Raw genomic sequence first — 25,252 nt, 5'->3', positions numbered from 1 at the left:
CAAATAGAGCCGCCATCGGAACACTCCCGAAAGCGACTCTATGTTGATCTACCCTTTATTATTTATTCTTTTTGGAGAACTTGGTTCTCATTAATAATCCGATAAGTGCAAAACCTAAACCTGCTACGTAGTAAGGTGCAGGACTTGATTCACCCGTTTTTGGCAATTCCTTCACAGGTGGCTTTCCTAATGGGATCGTATCGTCCACTACGATGATTTCATCAGGTGTTGGTGTTGGCGTTGGTGTCACTGCCGGTACCGGACCTAATGGGATCTCATCATCATCAACAAGTACTTCTGTGCTATTCGACGGTGTTGGTACTGGCGCTGGTGTCGGCGAAGCTACAGGTCCAAGCGGCACGGGATCTTCTGCAAGAACTATAGTGCCAATTACGGATGATGGCGTTGGTGTCGGGAACACCGAAGTCTCTGGTGTCGACGTTGGTGTTGCTTCAGGCGTTACCGTCGGTGTTGGTGTTGCCTCAGGCGTTACCGTCGGTGTCGGTGTTGCCTCAGGCGTTACCGTCGGCGTTGGTGTTGGTGTCACTGTCGGCGTTGGTGTTGGTGTCGGCGTCACTGTCGGCGTCGGTGTTGGTGTTGGTGTCGGCGTTGGTGTTGGCGTTGGTGTCGGCGTCGGCGTCGGCGTTGGCGTTGGTGTCACTGTCGGCGTTGGTGTTGGTGTCGGTGTTGGTGTCACTGTCGGCGTCGGCGTTGGTGTCACTGTCGGCGTCGGCGTCGGCGTCGGTGTCGGCGTTGGTGTCACTGTCGGCGTCGGTGTTGGTGTCACTGTCGGTGTTGGCGTTGGTGTCGGTGTCGGTGTTGGTGTCGACGTTGGTGTCGGTGTCGGCGTCGGTGTTGGCGTTGGTGTTGGCGTCGGCGTTGGTGTCACTGTCGGCGTCGGTGTTGGTGTCGGTGTTGGTGTCGGCGTCGACGTTGGTGTCGGTGTCGGCGTCGGCGTTGGTGTTGGTGTCGGTGTCGGCGTTGGCGTCGGTGTTGGTGTCACTGTCGGCGTTGGTGTCGGTATTGGTGTCGGCGTCGGCGTTGGTGTTGGTGTTGGTATTGGTGTCACTGTCGGCGTTGGTGTCGGTGTTGGCGTCACTGTCGGCGTTGGTGTCGGCGTCACTGTCGGCGTCGGCGTTGGTGTTGGTGTCACTGTCGGTGTCGGCGTTGGTGTCACTGTCGGCGTTGGTGTCACTGTCGGCGTTGGCGTTGGTGTCACTGTTGGTGTCGGCGTCACTGTCGGCGTTGGCGTTGGTGTCACTGTTGGTGTCGGCGTCACTGTCGGCGTTGGCGTTGGCGTTGGTGTTGGTCCAGGTTCATCACCATCGTATGGATAGTGGTGAAATTCACCACCACCAGTACCTTTGAGTGAAGCCGCCACTAAAGTACCGTTAATCTGACCATTAATAAAATCAACATGAGCATAGGGGGCAAGTATGCTTCCCATTACACCTATGCCTGCCATATCAAGATACGCAGCTTGGCTAAAGTTAAGCAAAATTTTCTTGCTGTTCAACACGTTATTAGGTAGAAATCCGAAGTTTTTCATTTTTACGTTAGAACCATCAATATTAATAATTGCAGTAGATCCTGAAGGAACATTTATTGTAATTCCGTAGGTATTAGAGACGTTATCTCCTGAAACATTAAAAACATTGACCGCAGGATCTGTACCTGTCAGGGTAAGGCTGCCATATTGGTACACTGTTGTTCCATTCGCCGGCAATGCTGCAAGTTCTGCTGATTTGTCCTTCAAAGACTGACCTACGGCTGAAAAGTCAATCGTACTCCCCTGTCTTTTTGTACCACCCTTGAGGAGCGTTACATTCCCTGAAAAATCTCCCCCGTGCACGATATTCCCATAAACAGTACCTCCGTTGAAAGTAAGATGCCCTCCAACAACAAGTGTGTCAGTCAGGGAAACCTCTGCAGCGGTCAACCTATCTCCAACACTATAGTTGGTTAAGTTAACGTTACCTCCAGCAGCAAACCTTCCTTCCGTATCCGAAACTGTTGTTATATCCCCTAGAATAAACACGTTGTAGACCGCTGCAATTCCCAATGTAGAAGAACTACTAGCTCCAGCAACTCCAGCTCCTAATGAGGAAAGCCCACTACCTACCGTCAAAATCCCAGCTAATACAAGCGAGAGTAACGGTTTTATTCTTCTTTTCAAATGGCACACCTCCTAAAACTATGATTTATATTAATCAGAATAATTACCAGAAACTCTAAAGGACCTAACAACAAAAAAGACCGCCAAAAAGAAGTGAAATTCCCTTCTCATGGCAGTCGGACGGTCATTGTGCCTTTAAGACACTTTAGACTCCTGGACTTTGCGTCCCGCCCTTTCAGACGGTTTGCTATTATCATGACTATATATATGTATTACACTGCAAGTCCAGAACTGGTAGCTGAAGCATTCTATCCAATAACAGTCTATGACTTTTAATACTTTTGAATTAATAACAGTTTAGCTCCCGACACCCACAATTGTCAATCAATTCCTTTCGATAATTCCCCGCATTAGTACCACACAAAAAAAGCGCCTAAAGGCGCTTCGCATAAGGTTTTTCATTAAATTTTAAAGTAACTGTATATAGCCCAATATGGATATCCATAAGGGAACACTCAAAATTAAACCAAAAAACAATCCACGCTGGAGGCTGCCCTCTTTTTCCATCATAATTCTCCTTTATTTGCGTTCGATACATTAATTTTTATTATTACAATTTTTAATATAATTTATTCTTCGTTATTAAGTTGTGAATTTAATCACATTGGATAAGCTGTTTAGAAATACCATTGATTATTTTTGGAATATCGGGGTAGAATACGAATATACGTTCCTATTAGAGGTGATGAGATTCATGCATAGAGCAGAAAGCAGGGACAACATGCTGGTGAAATCTTATTTATTGCTTCCGATGATTTTATCAGCTTTCGAACGGGACTCCGCCATTTTATCTACACACTTACGAACACCCGCCCCTTATCTGGAGGTGCTTGGAACAGCTGCTGCAGTAGCTACAACAGATCTAAGGGATGTTCGTGCAGAAATGAGAAGACGGGGAATCAAGGTGTATGAGCAAAACAGACTTAATACTGGAATTGAAGCCAAGTATATATGTCGTGGCTATCATGAACGAATGCTGCTGTTGAATGACATTGTTGCGGCTCAGGCTGCCATCCATATGCGCAGATACCTAGGGCTGGATATTTCATCTTTTAAGAGTTACGAAGAACAGTACCAGATTAAGTAAAGCTGTATAGAAGCCGCTGCGCTCTCTCCCCCCAATCAATTAGTGAACAAAAAAATAGGCCTTACCATGGGAGTTGGCAAGACCTGAGAGAGATATACCACAAAACACTGGGGGGTGTTTGGTGTCTCTAATATATACCTCGAACCTGAAAAATAGCTGATAGGCACATAAAAATTACATTAAAAATATTGTTCGCCGTTCAGAAGTGATTAGAGTGCTCCCACAAGCTTAGCCGACCTTTAGCTGGAATTGGATGGCTTAATGGATGAACCCGTTCAAGCTTCCAGGCAAACCGTCCTTCACTATAGTCGCCAAAATCATATTCATTCCCATTGATCCATTCCCTTAAATCCACCTCTGGAGTAACCACATAACATCCCGCGAGCTGACCTGTAGCAATAATAGCTCCTGTCGGCAAATTATTCGCTGTATAGCCATGTTTCGCCAATACTGATTTGTACGGTTCCTGTTCACAAATCTTTTTGTCAATCCTCACTCCGGCATGGATGCCTAACTCGCCGCGGTAGGCTGTTCTCCATGAACGAGTTTCAAACTCTTTTTCACCAAGAGCAATTAAGGTCGCCCAAGGCTGCCGTATTGTTATACACCGCATGATATTTATCCCCTTCGTTTATGTTGGACGTTTGTCACGGATGCACGGATCTCGATCTCGCGTTGTGTAATCTTGCTCACCTTGACCTGATAAATTAAATAATCCCAACCGTTTGGTCGATACTCATTTCCATCATTGATCGCCTCTAAAATAAGAACATTTATTTTTATTATATACAAACAAAAGTTCTTATGAAAATATCAATACTACAGACATTCACCTGTAACTCCCCAGAATCAATAAAGGTCGTCATAATGGAAAGGCTGCTGTATATTCTTATATTGGTAATGTACTAACTGCTATGCCTGTGCAACCGATTTTAAACTAATGTCGTAACCACTGGAGGGGAAGGTCCATGATTCAAAAACCACGTACTACTATTAAATGGACTCTTATTTTTGTTTTTTTGTTATTAGTCACCGCCTGTAGTAAGAATGATGAAGTTTTGAAAGGAATTGTACACACAATAGATGTAGAAAATAAAAGAATTTTAGTAATTTCTGAATTAAAAGAAGAAGACTTGAACAAGGAATACAAGGAAATTCTCGAATCTAATGAGTACTCTCAAGCCATTTGGGTAAATAAAGTTGCACCTTCTAAATATAAAAAAGGCGATGAGATTAAAGTGTTTTTTGAAGTAAGTGATGATTCATTCCCTGCACAAGTTACCGCCAAAAAGATCACCAAAATCAAGAATTGAGCAAAAAGAATAGAATCTACTATAAAGAAGCGGCGTCTCCAAAAGGGATGGCGCTTCTTTGTGTAGATTTAAGGAGAAATCAGAGTATATAATATGGAACATTATATACTCTCAACATCTCTGTTACGGGAATTCCTGAAGCAGAAATACCCTTCCGAACATATACTATGAATAATCTCTTCCGGACGAAACATTTACATAATCTGAATATAATAATTCTGGAACATTCTGTAAACAAAAAAAGCTCACCTACCGAAGCCAGTGGGCATAATCCCAAGCATTTGGGAATTTACTCTTTGTTGGAATTACTGAAACCTTACCATGTAACAACTATAGGAGCTTATAAAGTCCCTACAGTTGTTGGCAATGTACCTAATAACACGAAGGATCTACTTGAAGATACAGGATCAGCACAAACCCGCGAGACATGCATCGGCGGGTTTCGTATTTTTAAAATTCATCACAATTAATTAGTCCTAGGTCATCTACACCAATAAAACTCTCTTATTATAATATTCGACGTTTATTTATAAAAACTTACAAAACATCTCATTTTTCAAATCGATCTTATAGCTCATATACATCATTAACCATTAAATTTACTATTATCCATGTAAGTAAACACTTCATATGTGAGGATTATCAAAGTATGAAAAAACTAATCGTAGTTTTATCAATCGCTTTATTGACTACCGCAATTGCTCCTTTCGCATCAGCAAATCAATCAAATTCAAGTGTACTATCTCCACAACAAGTAAGCCTTCAACAAGATGCAACAGACAACTATACTCATAATGGTTTCCCAATTAATTCTCCCTGTTCAAAAAGCATCTCAATCTGGTGAAATACTAATAACATTCAGTAGATTGGAGGTTTACCATGACAGAAATTGATGAGAGAAAATGGGGGCAGCAGGATCCTATCAAAGAACCACAAGATCGTTATGAACAGTTTTTAAAAGTTGTATCACTAACCTTTGTGAGTGTCACATTCACTATTATTTTCACTGAGATAAAAATGGGCAACTTTCCCCTTAAGCTCATTTTCTTTGTTATTGGACAATTCCTCATTTATGGATATGTGATGAAGAATCTGTCCAAGACCTCAGAAAAATTCAAAAATTCCTGCAAGAAATTAAAAATAAAGCTACCCATTCTCTACATTTTATATTTCTTGTTTCTCTTCTATATTGGGCAACCATATTTATAAAATTACTCTGTGCAAAAAAGTGACCCCACCAACTTCCGGCAGGGTCTAGATCTATATTATAAGGGGGTTATGTAATTACTATAATCCTCTTAGCTTAAATAAGTATGAAGCCCGTCTAAAGATTTGCTGAATTTTTATTATTTTTATCGAAACCGATCAAACAAGGTAACGTATCAATCTTAATTTCCAAATTACTATATATACAAAATGAAGGTGTGTATAAAGATGAAAATATTCAGTCTATTGCTTGTAGCATTGTCTTCCATTGGAGTAGTTGCCACATTCGGATTTTCAACATTCAGCTTAATCACAGGAATTATAGGAGGGCTTATTGCAGCATTTGCAATTTCAGGCTACTTGCAGTCTGTCAGACGTGATTACCCAAATGAGAGCTATGAGAACAAACATGTTAAGTATCAGTCGAACTATAATACTTGGTAAGCAAAATCCCCACCTTAAACTGGTGGGGATTTTCATATTCCCAAACACTTGTAAAATCACTTTGTGATATTAATGGTAGAAGAAACAAACGAGGGATAATGGCTAGCTGTAGAAGTGCTTACACCGAAAATTCATTCCTTAGTTCATAGACTACTTGAGCTTTGTCTTGTTTGGTGATTTCCCCTTGTTTTAACCTCTAGTTAAATCTGTGCAGGATATGATGTATAGCCTTTTTAAAAGCTTCTTTCCCATGATGTTCATATTGACTAATCCAATTACTGTATGACAATTAAATAGAAGAGAGCTGCTAAAACAAACCGGTATAGAGCAAACCACTCCAATCGAAGTCTCTTAATCAGTTTGATGAACGTCACTACTGCAATCATTGCCACAAGAAAGGATGTCGCAAAGCCAATTAACATTAGAAGCAAATCGTCAGAACTCAGCAAATCACGACTATCGTACAAATCCAACAAGCTTGCACCAAACATAACAGGCACAGAAATAAGGAATGTAAAATCTGCAGCGGCTTTTTGGCTAGTGCCAAGCAACAGGCCACCTGAAATCGTCGAACCTGATCTCGAAAATCCCGGCCATAACGCCAAGCATTGAAACAGACCAATTCCGAAAGCCTGTTTATAATTAATCCCATCGATAGTATCAGCGGTTTCAGTCCGCCTATTCCGCGCTGCAATGATCATCAACACGCCACCAACAACTAGACCTATCAAAACAGGGGTTGGGCCAAATAATTGGCTTTTTATTGTGTCCTTGAAGAGAAGATATAGGGTTAATGCTGGTAACATAGCCAAAATCATATGAATGACATTTAATCCTTTGCTTTTGGAAAAATCCATTCTAATCATATTAACCCCAATCTCCAAATACCTTTTCCAATAAAGAATTAAAACTGCCATCACTGCACCCAACTGAATAACAATTTTAAAAGTTATTGCAGCATCTCCCTCAAAGCTAAGCAAATCGCCTGCTAGAATAAGATGTCCAGTAGATGATACTGGTAAAAATTCAGTTAAGCCCTCTATTATGCCAAGTATTATTGCTTTAATTACATCAGTCATTAGTGCATTGTCCCCTTTCGGAAATAAAATCATTTAATTTCCAGTATAAGGGAGACAAGTAAACTTCCCCATCGATTAACCTAACAATATTCAATTCAGAATGACATAATTGTCACATTGCTCATTATTCCAATCTTAAGTAACTCCTTTATTAAACTATCCTTTCCCGTTAGCATAACAACAGTATCAAACATTAAATTCAACCTGTATCAATAAAAAATCCGTTAACCTTCTGAACTTGCTGCCCGTTATTTTGGATAATCAATTTCAGAGCATGCAGCAGATATGAATACCGAAACGTAACTTCCATTTGATCATTCTGCAGCCGCGTGCGTGGAGCCTCAATGACCATCATGATTCCAAAGCGCTGAGAAACCACACAGAACCGCCACCCCGACCAAGAATTGGGGGTCCTTTTTTTGCAAAACACAAAATATTAAGTATAATGTTATTGTCGAAACGCTAAGGCGTCTGTACAGGATGGCTACCTGGCACTGATGATGGCAGGCCAAGCGCTTTATAAAGTTTTCTTTATGTGTATTTATACTTTAGGAGCGTGGTTATCTATGAAAATTAATATTACCGCACATTTTAACATTGATATTACTTTATCTCTTCATCTGTTAGCCGTAGCCAGTCTTGCTTATGAACTCAGTTCACTGACGAGCTCGTGAAATTCGAGCGAAAAGTATCTGTACTAAGACACCTTGTGGTGTCTTTTTTATTTTTATAGTAATTACCATCTAACCGATCTGCCCCCGCAAGAGAAAAGCAGCTTATGCTGCTCCTCCTCCACCATTCTTCATTCTGATTGCTGTCAGCTTGCGCCACACCTTCCATCTGCTCGACAGTGACCACTAGTCATACCGTTTTCATTAGCGATTTCGCGCCATGTCTTATCTTCCTTGATACGTTTCTCCAGAAGAACAGGGAACGGCAGGGGCTGTCCATCATATTCGACTTCAGGAAAGATTAGGCCATTCATCAATAAATATCACCCTGGATACTTATTCACATGTTCTCCCCAACTTGCAGGAAGCTGTGCCCCGATGTATCGGAGATTCTATTCTAGGAACCCGAAAAGAAGTGGAGAAAATTGACGAGACACCCACTTTACTCGACTAAAGGTTAGAAGAATGTTAGAAGTTGATGCTTGTACAAAAAAAGGCGCAGTTCCAAAAACCCGGGAACACGCGCCACTATCGACTTTGTAAGGATGCTGGTGAAGGGAATTGAACCCCCGGCCTACGCATTACGAGTGCGTTGCTCTACCCCTGAGCTACACCAGCTTAACGCTGTTTTTCTGCCAAACAAAAAATATTATACAACTTTCAGCCAGAAACGCAAGCCTATTCTCCCTGTTTTCCGCCCTTCTAAACTGCTAATCCACCTGTAGCTTACGCTCCACAGACTCTAACTTTCCACGGCTAGTAGAGGGTTTATCGCGGCGGTCGTCTATTTTAAGTGAGGTAGAGACACGTTCTGCACCTGCGGAAAAAGGAGACTCATGCAAAGCTTCTACCGCGGCAAAAATGCGTTGCAGAGGCCCTTCGATGATCGTCCCCATGGACGTAAGTTCATAAGTAATCCCTTCTACTGTCTTCAGCACCCGCTGCATATCCGCAACATAGCTGCTAAGACTGGTACTGCCTGTTCCAATTGGAATAACTGTAACTTCAGCAATAGGCATGAGAATACCTCCTCGAAATTTTATAGTAGCTGTCTCCTTCCATTGTAACAATTCCACCGCTCTGTCACAAACTAAGCAAGATTATCCTCCCTTATCTCTTCTATTTCTTCTGATTACTCCAAAATATGACTTTGGGCTAAGGGTATTTTCTCATGAGCAAATTCTAGGGTCATCTGCACTATATTTATGGACTCTTTGTGGCATCTTTTCGGACAATTTATGAATCATTTCGCATCTCCCTGTGGATCAATTGTGGATTACTTATGGACAGCCTGTGGATCATTTGTGGAGTACTTTTAAAGAACCCGCTCCCCGCGCGGGTTTTCTAAAAAACTGTTTACAAACACAACATCTTGGGTTATTTTTATCTAACGACAACAAAATATAGTGGAGACAGGCGCTTTGATCCTTAACCGGATTTAGAGCTTAATAGGGAAGCGCGGTGAGAATCCGCTGCGGTCCCGCCACTGTAACCGGATGGCCTTCTTAAGCTTCTGGGAAGCTTGAGAATCCACATCTCCCGGCAAATGCCACTGAGGGTTAGGAACACCCTTGGGAAGGCGCCGAGAGATCCCACGGAAGCCAGGAGACCTACCTGTTTCGACGACACCAACTATTGATGCCTGCGAGAAACAGGGATGGTGTCCGCATGCGGTCATCTACGTAGAGACCTCTGCAAATATCCGTGTGGATATTTACATAACGCATCGGGCATTTTCTGCCATCCTCGGGTAGGGGATGCTTTTTTTATGTAATCTGAACAAATATACGACTGCTTATAGCAGTCCAACTTCTTATGGATATATGGATTTGATGATAGATGTTTTTCTTTTATACTGAGAGGAGAGCTGTACAATGACGTTGTTGGAGAGACAATTTAATGGAGTAGAAAATGCACGGGAAGTTCTTTTAGAAGAGCTCATTGATTTAGGCCGGGATATTATCGACAGTCGGGATATGGACCTATTGCGCGAGAATGCCAATTTGAATGGAGAGAGTTTCTCCGGTAAAATGAGCAAGTTCGGCAGTGAATATTCAAAATGGTACGCCCGCAATTTTACGATGCCGCCACAGCTAGTGCAGGCTATTGATGACAATGTCGTCTATGTGCATGATCTGGATCAATACGCGATTGGAACGACGAACTGTATTTTTATCCCGTTTGATAAACTTCTCCGTGAAGGTTTCAATACCGGCAACGGCAGCGTTCGTCCTCCGAACTCAATAATGACAGCTATGTCTCTGGTAGCGATTATTTTCCAATCCCAGCAAAATGCTCAATATGGTGGTGTATCCGCCAATAAACTCGATTACGATCTGGCACCTTATGTAACCAAATCCTTCGCCAAGCTGTTCCGCAAGGGTCTGGATTATTTTGAAGAAGGACAAGCTGACGAATCTTTGGGCGAGATTACGATGAGCCGGACCGATCTGGCGGAGTCATATCCAAGAGCGTTCCGTTTTGCACTAAAGGAAACCGAAATCGAAACCCTGCAAGCGGCTGAAAGTATGGTACATAATCTGAATACCATGTCCAGCCGATCCGGTGGACAAATACCGTTTACCAGCATCAACTACGGTACTTGTACTTCACCAGAAGGTCAGCTTGTGATCAGTTCTCTGCTAACCGCAACTATGAACGGACTTGGCAGCGGAGAAACACCAGTGTTCCCGATTCAAATCTTCAAATGCAAGCAAGGAATCAATCAACAGCAAGGCGATCCTAACTATGAACTGTTCCTAAAAGCAGCTGAATGTTCTGCGCGCAGACTATATCCAAACTTCGCTAATCTGGACGCTCCGCTCAACTTGCAGTATTATGATTCAAGTGATCCTGATACGGAGTTCGCTACAATGGGCTGCCGAACCCGAGTGCTCGGTGACCGTTTTGGGCGTAATCATTGCTCTGGGAAGGGCAACCTTTCCTTTAATACACTAAATCTGGTTCGGCTAGGTCTGGCACACGGCACAGTAACAGGCAGACGTACCGTCGCAGATGAAGCTGGCTTCTATGAAGATCTAAATCATTATATGGATATTGCGCTGGAAGGACTTCTCCATCGCTTCCACATCCAAACCGCACAAAAAGCTAAAGCTTCCGATTTCATGATGCGAGAAGGCGTTTGGGAAGGCGGCGAACATCTTGCACCCGATGACACTGTAGGCGATCTGCTGAAGCATGGCAGTCTGTCTCTTGGCTTCATCGGTATGGCGGAATGTATGAAAGCTATGTACGGCAAACACCATGGCGAGGATATGGAAGTTCATGCCAAGGCGCTGGCTATCGTGCGTCATATGCGGGACTATTGCGATCGGAAAAGTGAGGAACTGGATCTTAACATCACCCTGTTCGCTACTCCAGCAGAAGGTTTGTCCGGTAAATTCACCAAAGTTGACCGCAAGGTACTGGGTTCCATTCCGGGCGTAACCGACCGTGAATATTATACGAACTCTTTTCACATCCCTGTATACTTCGATCTGGGTGCTGCTCAGAAGATCAGCTTGGAAGCTCCTTTCCATGAATACTGCAATGCCGGGGCTATTTCTTATGTCGAATTAAACGGCAATGCCCGCAACAACCCATCGGCTTTTATCAAAATCATTAAATATGCGCTCGAACAACAGGTCAGTTATTTCAGCATTAACCATCCGATTGACCGCTGCTCCAGCTGTGGATACGAAGGCGTAATTGGGACAAACTGTCCTTCCTGCAACGCAAATGAGAATGACGTGCACATCCGCCGTTTGCGCAGAGTTACAGGTTATTTAACCGGCGACTATCAGACCCGCTTTAATGCCGCCAAACAAGCTGAAGTTCGGGATCGCGTTAAGCATCTATGAATATTTGCGGTTACTATCCGGAGTCGATTAACGAGGGAGAGGGCATGCGGGCCGTCCTCTTTCTCAGCGGCTGCCGCCATCGTTGCCCGGGATGTTTTAATCCCGAGACATGGAACTTTAAATATGGAGAAGTCTTCACCTTAGAACGACAACATGAAATCATCGCAGAAATCGCCGCTAACCCTTTGCTGGATGGTCTGACACTGGCAGGCGGCGATCCTTTTTTCTCAGCAGAAGAGTTGCTGGGGTTCATTCATGAGCTTCGCACTGTACTGCCAGGGTTCTCAATCTGGATTTACAGTGGTTATACGTACGAAGAACTTACAGCCCTTCCCGGTACGCCGGAGTGGAATCTACTTAAACAGTGTCAGGTGTTAATAGATGGAAGATTTGTAGAAGAACTGAAAGATACTACGCTTCTCTACCGGGGAAGCTCCAACCAACGCATTATCGACATTCCGGCCAGCATGAACGGCTCGGAGGTCTTTCTGTGGCAGCCTGCTGCGCTATAATATATCAATTTTTGATATTGAAAATTAATTTGAAATAAGAAGGGATGAACTAACCATGCCGCAATTCGTAGTAAAACCGGATAATCGCCAACTGGCTTTTGATGAGAACCGTCTTTCCGTCTACGCTGACCGTATTCTGGAAGGTCTCGATCAACTAAATAAAGAAACTTTGCTGCGTGGAGTGAATTCCAAACTGCGTCGTGACTCGGTAAGCGGAGAAGAAATCAGCAACGCCTTCACCATGAGCGCTCTAGAGCTTGTAACAAAAGAAGAGCCTAACTGGAAGTTCGCAGCTGCCCGCGCCCTTCTGACTACCCTTTATAAAAAAGCTGCCGTCCATCGCCGCTACAAAGCTTATCCAGAAGAGCCTTACGGTGAATTGTATCCACTAATTACGGATCTCGTGAAAAAAGGAATCTATCGCGAAGAACTTCTAAGTCATTACACCAAAGAACAAATTATCGAACTAGGCGGGTGTATCGATTATACACGCGACCTTTTGTTTGACTATATCGGTCTGCTTACGCTATCCGACCGTTATTTGGCGCATGATTTTGACGGCCGTGTAATGGAGCTTCCACAAGAACGTTATATGATTATTGCTATGTACCTGATGCACCGTGAGCCAGCTGAGAAACGTCTTGAGCTTGTAAAAGAAGCTTATTGGGCTATGAGCAACATCTATATGACTGCTGCTACACCTACAATGTCCAATGCCGGCAAAAAGGTCGCTGGACAGCTATCCAGCTGCTTTATTGATACTGTAGACGATTCCCTAGAGGGTATCTTTGACTCCAATACAGACGTAGCACGTCTAAGCAAAATGGGTGGCGGCATCGGCGTTTACCTTGGAAAAGTACGAGCACGTGGTTCGGATATCCGTGGCCACAAGAACACAAGCTCCGGCGTAATCCCTTGGATTCGCCAGTTGAACAATACAGCAGTCAGCGTAGACCAGTTGGGCACACGTAAAGGTGCTGTAGCTGTTTATCTTGATGTATTCCATAAAGATATTCTCGCTTTCCTCGATCTTAAGCTGAACAACGGTGACGAGCGCATGCGTGCACATGACGTGTTCCATGGCGTCTCCCTACCTGACCTGTTCATGGAAGCTGTAGAATCGCGCAGCCATTGGAACCTCTTCTGCCCTCACGAAGTGAAAAAGGTCATGGGCTGGACAGATAAAAATGGCCGTCCACTAGGATTGGAAGATTTCTACGATGAAGAGCTTGGCAAAGGTACTTTCCGTGAAAAATATGCTGAGGCTACAGCGAACCTGGAATTATCCCGGATCACTGTTCCTGCGATCGACATCATGAAACGGATTATGAAATCACAGCTAGAAACAGGTACACCGTACATGTTCTACCGCGATACCGTGAACCGGACTAACCCAAACCGTCATCAAGGTATGGTTTTCTCCTCCAACCTGTGTACAGAAATTATGCAGAATCAGTCTGCAACAGTTATTGAGCAAGAAGAATTAGTAACTAAAGATGGCCAGACCCGGATCGTTATTTCCAAAATCCCTGGCGACTTCGTAGTCTGCAACCTGAATTCGATTCACTTAGCACGGGCGATTCCAGCTGGCGTATTAGAAAGACTTGTTCCGATCCAAGTTCGTATGCTTGATAACGTAATCGACATTAATAATATTGAAGTTCTGCAGGCACAATACACGAACAGCCAGTACCGCGCAGTAGGTCTCGGCACATTCGGCCTGCATCACCTATTGGCACTCAAGGGCATTCGTTGGGAATCCGATGAAGCCGTAGAATATAACAATCATTTATATGAACATATCAACTACCTGTTGGTTCGTTCGAGCATGGAGCTTGCCCGTGAAAAAGGCCGTTATCCGAAATTTGCTGGATCCGATTGGGAGACTGGCGCATACTTCACTTCCCGCGGGTATGTTAGCGGTGAGCAAGAAGGTAAATATGTAACGACTGAGCAATGGCGCGAGCTGCAAGAAGAAGTAGCTAAGGACGGCGTACGTAACGCTTGGATGTTCGCCATTGCGCCGAATGGATCTACATCGATTATTGCCGGCTCCACCGCCAGCATTGATCCGCTGTATGAACTGCTTTCCTATGAAGAAAAAACAACTTATAAGATTGCTAACCCAGCACCGGATCTGTCCGACAAAACGATCTGGTACTATAAGACAGCATTTACGATTGACCAAAACTGGTCGATCCGCATGGCTTCTGCTCGCCAGCGTCACGTCGATCAAGGCCAAAGCTTCAACCTGTATGTCCGTCCTGACATCAAGGCTACCGAGTTCCTGGAACTGCATCTGAATGCCTGGAAGGGCGGCTTGAAATCAACTTATTATGTGCGTAGCCGTGCTTTGACTATAGAAGAGTGTGAATCTTGCGCTAGCTAATTATCTTAGTGCCCTAAATAGAAAAACGATGATGAATTTCGTAACTGCGAGGAATGTTTGGGCTTCCGGCCGCTGTTGTCATCAGAGGTCTTGATCTTTACCGCTATTAGCGGATGACATCCGATGACAGCATATGCTTTCGATGCGAGCTTTCCTACGGAAAGCTTTCGGGCGAACGCTGACGCTCCTACAGCTCCAAACTTCCTCTCCGTTACTCCATCACCATCTTTCTATGAACAAGACACCAAGAAAGATTACCCGCGCAAAAAATGGAGGGATAAGAAATGCAATTACAAAAGATTTTTAATACTGAAGCACCTAACCAATCCACACGCATTATCGACGGTGAATGCTCAGGTATTCTGAACTGGAATGATATTCGCATGCCTCATATGTACAAGCTGTATAAGGTACTGCTGCTTAATCACTGGATCGCGGATGAAATTCCAATGTCCAAGGATGCGCAACAATTCCCGATGCTGGATGCCGAGGAACAACGCGTATTTAAGATTAATATCTCCCTACTCGCTGTGCTGGATTCGATGCAGACGATGTTCGTGAGCGACGTGAAGCGTTATTTCACCGATTCCTCTTTGGAAGCTATCTCCGCTATTATCGGGCAGCAAGAAGTGGTGCATAACCAATCCTATTCCTATGTTCTTTCCTCTATCGTGTCGGAGAGTGAGCAGAAGGAAATTTTTGAATATTGGAAAAAAGATCCTGTCCTGCTGGAACGTAATCAGTTTATCTCTGATATTTATCAAGAGTTCCGTGATAACCCTACGAGACAGACCTTTTTCCATGCGCTGGTAGCAGATCTCATCTTGGAAGGGATTTTCTTCTACAGTACTTTCGCCTTCTTCTACAATCTGGCCCGTGACCAGAAGATGATGGCGACTAGCCAAATGATCTCTTATATTCAACGTGACGAGAATCAGCACTGCTACTTCTTCGCAGAAGTATTTAAGCAGCTGCTTGTAGACTTCCCTGAGCTGAACACCAAAGAAAACATGGATTACGTATACCGTACCATCGACCGCGCGGTAGAGCTCGAAACCAACTGGGCTTATTACACACTTACTAACGTGCGTGGTATTGATCTTAACGAGCTTAGCGACTACATCAAATATACAGCGAACAAACGTCTGACTTTGATGGGTATGGAAAAAGCTTATCAAGGTGTTGACGTTAACTGTATGCCTTGGATCAAACCCTTCTCCGATGATGCGCTTAATGCTACCAAAACTGACTTCTTCGAAGCTAAGTCCCGCAACTATGGTAAGGTTGGCGACGATAACGGATTCGACGATTTGTAAGACCGGATATATAACGATCCCTATATAAAAAAGAGGCCATTCTCTACTTTCTTAGTGAGATGGCCTTTTTGCTATAGCTTATATAATGCAAAAAGCGCCCCTCTCCCCTGGTATCAGGGATGAAAGAGACGCTTATACGTTTGTTATTAGCACTAAGCACAGAAGGCTTGCTACTTAGTCTTATGCCTTGCGTTCCACACGATGTGTAGTTTCTTCTGCAAGCTCATCTAATGCATCGTTCAGGCGCAGCTTCAGCTCCTCAGCAAGCTCTACCACTCCGTGATCATTACGAACCACTTGAGAATCCACGGCATAGACGCCGCCAAGAATGTAACGCGCGCCCAGTACAGACAACACAGGTTTCAATGCGTAATCAATTGTGAGCAGATGTGCAAGACTGCCGCCCATGAACAGCGGGAGTACAACTTTTCCGGCCAATCCCTTTTGTGGAACCAGATCTAAAAAGGTCTTCAACACGCCTGTATAAGAAGCTTTATAAACCGGGCTAACCACAATTACCGCATCAGCTTCCGCTACAAGGCCATTGGCTTTGACGATAGACTCACTTTCAAACTTAGTGTGAATCAAATCCTCCGCTGGTAGTTCTGCTACGTTAATACGCTCAACCTCGAAGCCCTGATTGGTTAAGCTGGCCTCCGCATATTCTATAGCTGCATTGATACGCGATACCAGGGAAGGCGTTCCGTTAATCACAACAATTTTAGCCACTTTTCCACCTCTTCCATCCCACTTAAGCAGCTCACACTGCTTTATTTATTATCCCGACAAAATTACTTTAAATTAATACTAATCCTAACGTAGAATTGATATTTTTGTCAAACCATAACCACTTGCGCTCCTCCTACTCTTACGTTATACTAAGCAACAATATTAAATCCAACAATCAGGCCAATGATCGGCATCCAACCGTGAGGCGTCTGCGACCGGAGTCTACAACAACTCCCTAAGTTCACCGGGTTTCGCCCGTTATCGCGAAGACCAAAGAGGGTCGGATTGTTCCTGCAGTTAAGGAGATTCGATCAACCTGGGTGGCACCGCGAGCTGACGCTCCTCGTCCCATGGATGAGGGCGTTTTTTGCGTTTTTTTAACCAAAAAGGAGCGAAACGGTATGCTGGATATGAACTGGATCAAAGACAATCAGGAACTTGTAAGAAACATTACGGCTTGGAAAAGAGTCGACTTCCCACTGGATGAACTGCTGGAATGGGATGAGAAACGGCGCGAATTGCGCCAAGATACGGAACAGTTGAGAGCCCAGCGTAACGGGCTGACCAAAGAGGTTGAACGACTTTTACGACAGGGTGACAGCGTGGCAGGAGAAGCAGTTAAAGAACAAGTAAGAGAACTAAACAACCGCCTGAATCTCTATGAGGCAGAACTAACTGAGGCAGACCGGCGCTGTGGAGAACTCATGCTGCTCGCACCAAACCCTGTATCTCAGGATACACCGATTGGCCATGATGATAAAGATAATGTAGAACTGCGACGAACCGGAACGTTGCCGGAATTCGGCTTTAAACCGCGTGATCATGTAGAGCTAGGCGAGCTCCACAATATCATCGATATCCCCCGTGGCGTCAAAGCAGGCGGCCCACGCAGCTATGTGCTGAAGGGTGCAGGGTTGTTGTTACATCTCGCTGTACAGCGGCTGGCCATTGATGTACTAACTGCCCGCGGGTTCACGGTGATGGATGTTCCCGTGATTGTCCGTCCGGAAGCGCTGGAACGTACGGGCTTCTTCCCCGGCGGGATGGATCAGACCTATGAGCTAAACGGAGACAATCGCTGGCTGGTAGGCACATCGGAGGTGTCGCTTGTCTCGCTGTATAGCGATGAGATTGTCGAACTGGATTCGCCAATGCGACTCGCCGGAATGTCGGCCTGCTTCCGCCGTGAGGTAGGATCGGCGGGACGAGACGTGCGTGGCCTGTACCGTGTTCATCAATTCTCAAAAATTGAACAAGTTATCTTATGTCGGAATGATGAGGGCGTCTCAGAGGGCATGCTGCAGGAGATTCTTGCGAATGCAGAGCATATTCTACAGCTCTTGGAACTTCCCTATCGGATCATGTCTGTCTGCACAGGAGATATGTCCCTGAAGACACATAAGCAGTATGACATCGAGACTTGGATGCCAAGCAGAGAGGCATACGGAGAGACACACTCGGCTTCCAACCTGCTCGATTTCCAAGCTCGTCGTTCGGGCATTCGTTACCGGGATGCCGACGGTAAGCTGCAATACTGCCACACCCTAAACAACACCGCAGTGGCTACACCAAGGATCCTAATTCCGCTGCTGGAGAATCATCAACTGGAGGATGGATCCATTTACATTCCGCAGGCACTGCGTAAATATATGGATGGAATTGAACGGCTTGAGCTTCCGCACCAGCAGTGATGTGTTGTCCAAGTAGATTTAAAATTAATAATGCCCTTCCACTTCTCGATAAGAAGTTGGAGGGGCATTATTTTTGTTCCGATACATTCTATATAATTCTAATCACTATTGTTTTCCCTATGTAAAAATTAACAAAACTCTAGAATAAATTTGTCGCAATCCATAATAAATTCAACAATATATATAACATAAAATTAAAATATCGGTGATCTATTAACCATAAAAATACTAAATTTATAATTAATATTGTATTTATGCACTGTTTTTATACTAAAATCACAACATTTCAATTTTTAGATTTAATTGATGCAAACTTTAATTTATATTCATGAAAGACAACCTTTCATTTTACATTTGAATGCTAAGATTTAATAGGTTGTAAATAAAAGATTCGAGGGGAGAATGACTTATCCAAATGATTATTTCTTCAAGAGTAAGGAAATGGTTCGCTACTGGACTGGCAATGTTAATGGTTGCCGGCAGTGTGTTACCAGCTGTCCAGACCGCCGAGGCAGCACCGGATAATAGCAATATTGTTATCTCGCAGGTCTATGGTGGTGGTGGAAACGGCGGAGCGGAATTTAAAAATGATTTTATTGAATTATACAATCCTACAAATCATCCAGTAGATTTGACTGGATGGAAAGTTCGCTATACCTCAGCGGCCGGAACCTTTAGTAGCGGAACAGACTTAAATGGAACCATCCCGGCAAATGGATACTTCCTTATTGAGGAGGCCGCTGGAACGGGAGGAGCTACCGACTTGCCTACTCCTGATGTTAGCAAGGGAATCCTTGCTATGAGTGGTACAAACGGCAAAGTCGACCTCGTTGATAAATCAGGTACAACAATTGATTTAGTTGGCTACGGAACAGCTACAAATGTCGAGGGAAGTGCGACCGCTGCTCTCTCCAATACGACAGCCGCTATCCGTAAAGCTGCGGCTGGTGCACCAGCAGACAGCCGCGGTCTAGATACGGATAACAACTCTACGGATTTTGTTGTCCAAGCACCAAGTCCACGGAACAGCACCTACGGTACGTTCCCTGAAGTACCGGAAACTGCTAGTTCCGCAGTAGCTTTACCAGCCCCTAATGCCTGGCCGGCTGGTACAGAAATATCTTTGAATTCTCCAACGGTTGGAGCATCCGTCTATGCAGCTGTTTATGGATCAGGTGGTTCAACTAATTTCCAACCTTACACAGGGCCTATTACCTTAACTGAGGACACTACGATTAAAGCGTATGCTTCAGAACCAAATATGCCAGACAGCCCTATATCGACTTTTGATTACACTATTCTGGCCAAAACAGTTGTTGCAACAGCACGCCTTGCTAGTAAAGGTCAGAATATTTTAACAGAAGGTATCGTAACTCACATTAATGCAGCAAAAATGTATATTCAGGATGAATCCGGCGGGATCGTACTTTATGGTTTCCCAGAGTTCGCAAACGTTGGAGATCGTGTTGAAGTAAGCGGCACAATGGATATCTACAGCAACCTGCAAGAAATCAAATTCCAAAGTGGACTTCAATACAATGTAGCTGCACAAAATGTTGGGGTGCCTGCACCAAAATTGATTACAGCAACCGACTTGTCTGCCGCGAACGGCGAAAGCCACGAAGCTCAGCTGGTAACTATGAATAATGTGACCATAGACAATGTAAATGGCAGCACGGTGACTGCTAGCCAAGGTGGACAACAATTCACAATTTTTTCAACCCTGCCTAAACTAGTTAAGGGTAAAACCTTTGACAATATCACTGGAGTTATCGAGCAATATAGTACGACTTATCAATTCATTCCACTTAATGAAAATGCTTTGGTGGAAGAAACTTTTTCCGTTATGGCCAGCCCTGGCGCAGGTCGCATCATCAAAGGAAGTTCTGTGACCCTATCCAGCCCTACTCTTGGAGCACAGATTTACTACACGACCAACGGAACTGAACCAACAACAGCAAGTAAGCTTTATTCAGATCCGATTACAGTTAATCAAGATCTTACCATCCATGCAATTGTCGTAGCAGATGGCAAGACAAGTAAGGTTTATACCTTTGCATATAAAGCATCTGAACTCCCTCGTATACATGATATTCAAGGAGAATCTCATACTTCTGAGTATGCAGGTCAGAACGTTTCCGATGTAGAAGGCATCGTTACCCAATATGGGTACACCTTCGCCACTGGCGCTTATAGAGGTTTCTTTATGCAAGACCCTCAGCCAGACGATAATGTAAACACTTCGGAAGGTATTTTTGTATACAGCACTAATTCATCCCTTAAGCCTCAAATTGGAGATTTAGTCCAAGTTAGTGGAGCTGTTTCCGAATACAACGAAGGTAACGCAAGTAATTTAACCTCTACTCAAATTACTATGACTTCAATAAAAGTAGACTCCTCTTCAAGTTATACTGTGCCAGAGCCTGTCGTACTTGGTAAAGGCGGGAGAGCCATTCCGTCTTCCATAATTGACAATGACGGCATGGCTGATTTTGAGCCTAATGAAGATGCAATTGATTTCTACGAATCGTTAGAAGGTATGCTCGTCAAGCTCCCTACCCCTACGATTATCAGTCCTTACTGGACAAGTGGTAGCGGAAATTCCATGCTGTATAACATCCCTACAAGAGTAGAAAATGAAACACCTGATGTCATCACACCAGCTGGTGGATTAGTTCTCAAAGAATACAACCAATACAATCCTCAGCGCCTCATCATTGCTTACGGAAATCCGGGTAAAGAAGTCATCACCGGAGATAAGTTCGCGGGAGATGTAACTGGCGTCATCGGATACAACAACGGTAACTTCAAAGTGATTCCGGAAAACGGTAAGCTTCCAGCCATCACTCCAAGTACCTTTAAGCAAGAAACAACTACTCTTGAAGTCAATGATAGTAAGTTGTTGATCGCATCGTACAACATTGAAAACTTCTACCCGGGTGTCGGAGCAACAAAAATCCAGAAACTAGCCGACTCCATCACAAACAATATGAAAAAACCTGACATTATCGGCGTTGTCGAAATGCAGGACAGCAATGGTGAAGCCAATAATGGTATCACTGAAGCAAGTGCAGCCGAATTGATTAAGGCTATTGAAACCGCTGGCGGTCCTGTATATAAATACACAGATATCGCTCCGGAGAACAATATGGATGGCGGTGCCCCAGGCGGAAACATTCGCGTAGGATTCCTGTACAATCCAGCAAGAGTACAGCTTGCGGACAGTGTGAGCGGACAAAAAGGTACAGCTACACAATCCGTTGGATATAACGCAGCGGCAGATCAATTGACCTACAATCCAGGACGAATTGATCCAACAAACTCTGCCTTTGCAAGTTCACGTAAACCCCTTGCTGCACAGTTCGTATTCGGTGGCGAAACAGTAATTGTGATCGCTAACCATTTCAATTCAAAAGGCGGCGATACCGGTCCTTTCGGAAACGTTCAGCCCCCTGTATTGTCCAGTGAAACACAACGCCATAAAATCGCGGCGGTCGTAAACGGATTTGTCAAAGAGGTTCTGACTGCAAATCCTAAAGCCAACATCGTAGCTCTTGGCGATTTGAATGATTTCCAATTTACTAAAACTGCAACCCTCTTAAAAGGTACAGAACTAGACAATTTGATCGATACATTACCTTTAAATGAGCAGTATACGTACACCTATGATGGAAACTCTCAAGTGCTAGATCATATTCTTGTCAGTAAAAATCTAACGGCTTCTTCTAAAGTAGATGTCGTTCATCTAAATGCCGACTTCTCACCATCGAACGGTCGGGTATCCGATCATGATGCGGTTTTGGCACAGATTGATTTTAATACTGCTGAAGACTTCCCACTAACCATTCTGCACACCAATGATACACATGCAGGATTAGATACTGTCAGCTCGCCAAACAACATCTTGCGCCGTGTAACAGCAATCAAAGATGCCAAGGCGACTACAGAGAATCCTATTCTTGTAGACGCAGGTGATGTGTTCTCCGGAACGCTTTACTTCAATAAGTATCTGGGTCAAGCAGATCTGGCCTTTATGAATCTGGTTAAATATGATGCTATGACTTTCGGTAATCATGAGTTTGATAAAGATTCAGATGTACTGTCCAAATTCATCGGCAACGCAAAGTTCCCATTTGTCTCCTCCAATGTGAACTTCTCAGCGGATGATATTCTTAGCAAAATGTTCACCAATGAAATCGGCCGGTCAGGTAATGCTGGAACCATCTACCCTGCGCTGATCAAAGAAGTAGACGGCCAACAGGTCGGTATCATGGGTCTGACGACAGAAGATACGGCGAACATTGCTTCACCAGGTAAAGTGACCTTTGAGAATGCCTTCGCTAAAGCGGAAGCAACGGTCGCTATGCTTGAAAAAGAGAAAGTTAACAAGATCATTGTTCTCTCTCACCTTGGCTATGAAGAAGATCTCAAGCTAGCCAAAGCCGTTAACGGCATTGATATTATCGTTGGGGGTCACAGCCACACGCAACTGAATCAAGCCGTTGTTGATAACACCGATCCAAAAGCACCGAAGCTAATTGTACAAACTGGTGAAAAAGGTCTTTTCCTTGGCCAACTTGAAGTTAAATTTAACAAAGATGGCGTACTGACCGATTGGAAAGACCAATTAATCTCCATCGATGCTAAAAACGGTACTAACTACGTTATCGCAGAGGACCCTGAAGCTAAAAAGATCCTGGATACCGAGTATAAGCCGGGGATTCAAGAACTAACCAATGAGGTAGTAGGAAATTCAGAGGTTGTTCTAAACGGCGTTCGTGATAATGTGCGCACAAAGGAAACTAATCTTGGTAACCTGATTGCCGATGGCATGCTTTATGCAGCTCAAAAAGCGGGCACTAATGCCGTAATCGCCTTGCAAAACGGCGGCGGTATTCGCGAATCCATCAACGAAGGACCGATCACACAAGGCGAAGTACTCGGTGTACTTCCATTCAACAACGATCTGGTTACGATCACTTTGACTGGACAAGAAATTAAGGATGCTATGGAGAACGGGGTTTCCAAAACGCCGGCAGCAGACGGACGTTTCCCACACGTTGCAGGGTTGAAATTCTATTACGACTCTACGAAACCTGTGAACGAACGTGTATTGCGTATTGAAGTGAAAAACGGGGATAAATACGTTCCTCTAGATCTAAAAGCATCTTATGAAGTAGCTACTAATGCTTTCACAGCTAAGGGTGGAGATTTCTATACTTCACTTGAAAAGGCCTATAAAGAAGGCCGCGTGAATCTGCTGTACCTACCGGACTTTGATGTATTTACGAAGTATCTGCAGAAGGTTGGAACGGTCACTGCGAACACTTCCGCCGTTGAAGGCCGGATTGTTGATCTAAAAGGTGCACCACTGCCGGAGACAAATCCAACTCCGACACCAGACCCAACACCAGTACCAACACCAGATCCAACTTCAGTACCAACTTCAGTACCAACATCAGTACCAACATCGGCTCCAACAGTACCAACAGCTACACCATCACCAACTGTTGCTCCAACTGTGGCTCCAATTGCTTCAGCACAAGTAACAACAATTGATGCTGCTGATCTAACCAAACAACTTGCTGAACTGCCAACGGGTAGCCAAGAGCTGGTTATTCCGGTTAAAGCCACTACAGGCGGCGCTCAAGTAGTGCTTCCAGGCAGTGTGCTTGTAAAACAAGCAGCAGCACAACCTAACACAGTTCTTACCTTTACTACGGATGGTGCTTCTTATTCCTTGCCACTCCGTGTTGTAAACAGCGCAGCACTTGCCGCTCAATTAGGCACCAGCGACTTTACAATTACGGTATCCATTCTAGTAGCGAATTCGGGAACACTAAGCAGCACAAACCAAGCTATAGCCTCACAGCTAGGTAATGCTACTTTAGCTGCTCCAGTAATCGAATTCAGCGTTTCAGCACAAGCCGGAACTAAGAGTGTGCAGTTGAACAATTTCGGCAGCACTTACGTGAAGCGCACGATCAATGTACCTGCCGTCTTAAATTCAAATAACGCAACGGCAGTGGTCTTCGATCCTGCTTCAGGTAAGATCTCCTTCGTGCCTGCTATCTTTGTTCCTAAAGCAGATGGAACAACGGACGTTACGATTAAACGGAACAGCAACAGCTACTACACCGTTGTTAAGTCTTCCAAAACGTTCGCAGATACTAACGGACACTGGGCTAAATCATCCATTGATCTCTTAGCTACCAAACTAATTGTCAGCGGAACAAGCAACGATACGTTCTCTCCTTCACAGTCGATCACACGTGCTGAGTTCGCCGCATTAATTACGCGTTCTCTGGGACTTGCGACAGCTAATGGTGAGACCACATTTAAAGATGTAAACTCAAGTGCTTGGTATGCTGATGCTATTCGCACCGCAGCAGAAGCCGGATTGATTTCCGGTTATACCGATGGCAGCTTTAAGCCGGGTAGCCCAATCACTCGTCAGGAAATGGCCTCGGTATTAGCGAAAGCCATCAAGTACACAGGGAAAACCTTAAATGCCGATCCTGCAGCACTGGCTAAATTCAGTGACGCAGCAAGCATTCCAGCTTGGTCCCAAGCAGCAGTAGCAGAAATCGCTGCTGAGGGAATTATCCAAGGAGCAACAGATGGATCCTTTGCTCCACAGAAGCTGGCAACTCGTGCCGAAGCGGTTACGATGCTGGAGAAGACATTGAAATCTCTCCAGTTTATCAACTAGCAAAAGCTGATCTCCAGCTCTGAAGTCAAAAAGGCGGTTCTTCGAGTGCGTAATGCACCCGAGGAAC

The 25,252-nt window shown here is 44.3% G+C and carries 17 protein-coding genes, 1 tRNA gene and 2 riboswitches; of the genes, 10 read left to right on the top strand and 8 right to left on the bottom strand.

Annotated features, from left to right (window positions below; genetic code table 11):
- Positions 1 to 58: 58 nt before the first annotated feature.
- Entirely contained in the window at positions 59 to 2,176 is a 2,118-nt protein-coding gene (locus MHI32_RS02780; protein ID WP_340011858.1) for a choice-of-anchor A family protein, read from the bottom strand.
- Positions 2,177 to 2,284: 108 nt separating this feature from the next.
- Positions 2,285 to 2,375: riboswitch (cyclic di-GMP riboswitch) on the bottom strand.
- A gap of 495 nt (positions 2,376 to 2,870) precedes the next feature.
- On the opposite strand from MHI32_RS02780, the gene MHI32_RS02775 reads away from it, so the two are divergent.
- The gene (locus tag MHI32_RS02775) at positions 2,871 to 3,263 is read left to right on the top strand and encodes a hypothetical protein (protein WP_051491249.1); all 393 of its coding nucleotides are present in this window, start codon (positions 2,871 to 2,873) and stop codon (positions 3,261 to 3,263) included.
- Between the two features lie 199 nt (positions 3,264 to 3,462).
- Here the strand turns inward: MHI32_RS02775 and MHI32_RS02770 are convergent, their stop codons facing one another.
- Positions 3,463 to 3,876: an ASCH domain-containing protein gene (locus MHI32_RS02770; RefSeq protein WP_076124521.1), complete on the bottom strand. Its 414-nt coding sequence runs from the start codon at positions 3,874 to 3,876 to the stop codon at positions 3,463 to 3,465.
- Between the two features lie 355 nt (positions 3,877 to 4,231).
- Between MHI32_RS02770 and MHI32_RS02765 the strand changes: the two genes are divergently transcribed.
- From MHI32_RS02765 to MHI32_RS02755, 3 genes are all read left to right on the top strand, one after another.
- The gene (locus MHI32_RS02765; protein ID WP_076124523.1) at positions 4,232 to 4,576 is read left to right on the top strand and encodes a DUF3221 domain-containing protein; all 345 of its coding nucleotides are present in this window, start codon (positions 4,232 to 4,234) and stop codon (positions 4,574 to 4,576) included.
- A gap of 879 nt (positions 4,577 to 5,455) precedes the next feature.
- Positions 5,456 to 5,785: a hypothetical protein gene (locus MHI32_RS02760; protein WP_076124526.1), complete on the top strand. Its 330-nt coding sequence runs from the start codon at positions 5,456 to 5,458 to the stop codon at positions 5,783 to 5,785.
- A 225-nt stretch (positions 5,786 to 6,010) separates the two neighbouring features.
- Entirely contained in the window at positions 6,011 to 6,226 is a 216-nt protein-coding gene (locus tag MHI32_RS02755; RefSeq protein ID WP_076124528.1) for a hypothetical protein, read from the top strand.
- Positions 6,227 to 6,501: 275 nt separating this feature from the next.
- Here MHI32_RS02755 and MHI32_RS02750 read toward each other — a convergent pair whose 3' ends face one another.
- From MHI32_RS02750 to MHI32_RS02730, 5 genes are all read right to left on the bottom strand, one after another.
- Positions 6,502 to 7,305 (bottom strand): undecaprenyl-diphosphate phosphatase, encoded by an 804-nt coding sequence (locus MHI32_RS02750; protein ID WP_076220559.1) that lies wholly within the window; start codon positions 7,303 to 7,305, stop codon positions 6,502 to 6,504.
- Between the two features lie 199 nt (positions 7,306 to 7,504).
- Positions 7,505 to 7,684, bottom strand: coding sequence for a hypothetical protein (locus MHI32_RS02745; protein ID WP_076124531.1), 180 nt, complete (start codon positions 7,682 to 7,684; stop codon positions 7,505 to 7,507).
- A 438-nt stretch (positions 7,685 to 8,122) separates the two neighbouring features.
- Positions 8,123 to 8,293 (bottom strand): hypothetical protein, encoded by a 171-nt coding sequence (locus MHI32_RS02740; RefSeq protein WP_340011857.1) that lies wholly within the window; start codon positions 8,291 to 8,293, stop codon positions 8,123 to 8,125.
- Between the two features lie 229 nt (positions 8,294 to 8,522).
- Positions 8,523 to 8,594: transfer RNA gene (locus MHI32_RS02735), tRNA-Thr, on the bottom strand.
- A gap of 92 nt (positions 8,595 to 8,686) precedes the next feature.
- Positions 8,687 to 8,995, bottom strand: a complete 309-nt coding sequence (locus MHI32_RS02730) for an MTH1187 family thiamine-binding protein (RefSeq protein WP_076124533.1) — start codon at positions 8,993 to 8,995, stop codon at positions 8,687 to 8,689.
- A gap of 378 nt (positions 8,996 to 9,373) precedes the next feature.
- A riboswitch (cobalamin riboswitch) is annotated at positions 9,374 to 9,609 on the top strand.
- Positions 9,610 to 9,850: 241 nt separating this feature from the next.
- On the opposite strand from MHI32_RS02730, the gene MHI32_RS02725 reads away from it, so the two are divergent.
- From MHI32_RS02725 to MHI32_RS02710, 4 genes are all read left to right on the top strand, one after another.
- The gene (locus MHI32_RS02725) at positions 9,851 to 11,836 is read left to right on the top strand and encodes an anaerobic ribonucleoside triphosphate reductase (protein ID WP_076124534.1); all 1,986 of its coding nucleotides are present in this window, start codon (positions 9,851 to 9,853) and stop codon (positions 11,834 to 11,836) included.
- Entirely contained in the window at positions 11,833 to 12,348 is a 516-nt protein-coding gene (gene nrdG / locus MHI32_RS02720) for an anaerobic ribonucleoside-triphosphate reductase activating protein (protein ID WP_076124537.1), read from the top strand. The genes MHI32_RS02725 and nrdG overlap by 4 nt, the downstream gene beginning before the upstream one ends.
- Before the next feature lie 55 nt (positions 12,349 to 12,403).
- Entirely contained in the window at positions 12,404 to 14,737 is a 2,334-nt protein-coding gene (locus tag MHI32_RS02715) for a ribonucleoside-diphosphate reductase subunit alpha (protein ID WP_076142084.1), read from the top strand.
- Positions 14,738 to 15,021: 284 nt separating this feature from the next.
- Positions 15,022 to 16,053: a ribonucleotide-diphosphate reductase subunit beta gene (locus tag MHI32_RS02710; protein ID WP_036682584.1), complete on the top strand. Its 1,032-nt coding sequence runs from the start codon at positions 15,022 to 15,024 to the stop codon at positions 16,051 to 16,053.
- Between the two features lie 180 nt (positions 16,054 to 16,233).
- On the opposite strand, the gene ssuE is transcribed toward MHI32_RS02710, so the two are convergent.
- Positions 16,234 to 16,782 carry an NADPH-dependent FMN reductase gene (gene ssuE, locus MHI32_RS02705; RefSeq protein WP_036682586.1) on the bottom strand — a complete coding sequence of 183 codons (549 nt, stop codon included), beginning with the start codon at positions 16,780 to 16,782 and terminating at the stop codon, positions 16,234 to 16,236.
- Positions 16,783 to 17,183: 401 nt separating this feature from the next.
- On the opposite strand from ssuE, the gene serS reads away from it, so the two are divergent.
- Positions 17,184 to 18,473 carry a serine--tRNA ligase gene (serS, locus tag MHI32_RS02700; protein WP_076124541.1) on the top strand — a complete coding sequence of 430 codons (1,290 nt, stop codon included), beginning with the start codon at positions 17,184 to 17,186 and terminating at the stop codon, positions 18,471 to 18,473.
- Positions 18,474 to 18,888: 415 nt separating this feature from the next.
- On the top strand, positions 18,889 to 25,185 hold the full coding sequence (locus tag MHI32_RS02695; protein WP_340011856.1) for a 5'-nucleotidase C-terminal domain-containing protein: 6,297 nt from the start codon (positions 18,889 to 18,891) through the stop codon (positions 25,183 to 25,185).
- The last annotated feature ends 67 nt before the right edge of the window (positions 25,186 to 25,252 follow it).

Source organism: Paenibacillus sp. FSL H7-0690, assembly GCF_037980415.1.
GTDB classification, from domain to species: Bacteria; Bacillota; Bacilli; order Paenibacillales; family Paenibacillaceae; genus Paenibacillus_AQ; species Paenibacillus_AQ odorifer.
Note: the sequence above shows the minus strand (reverse complement) of the source record. Positions and strands in the feature narration are given on the sequence as shown.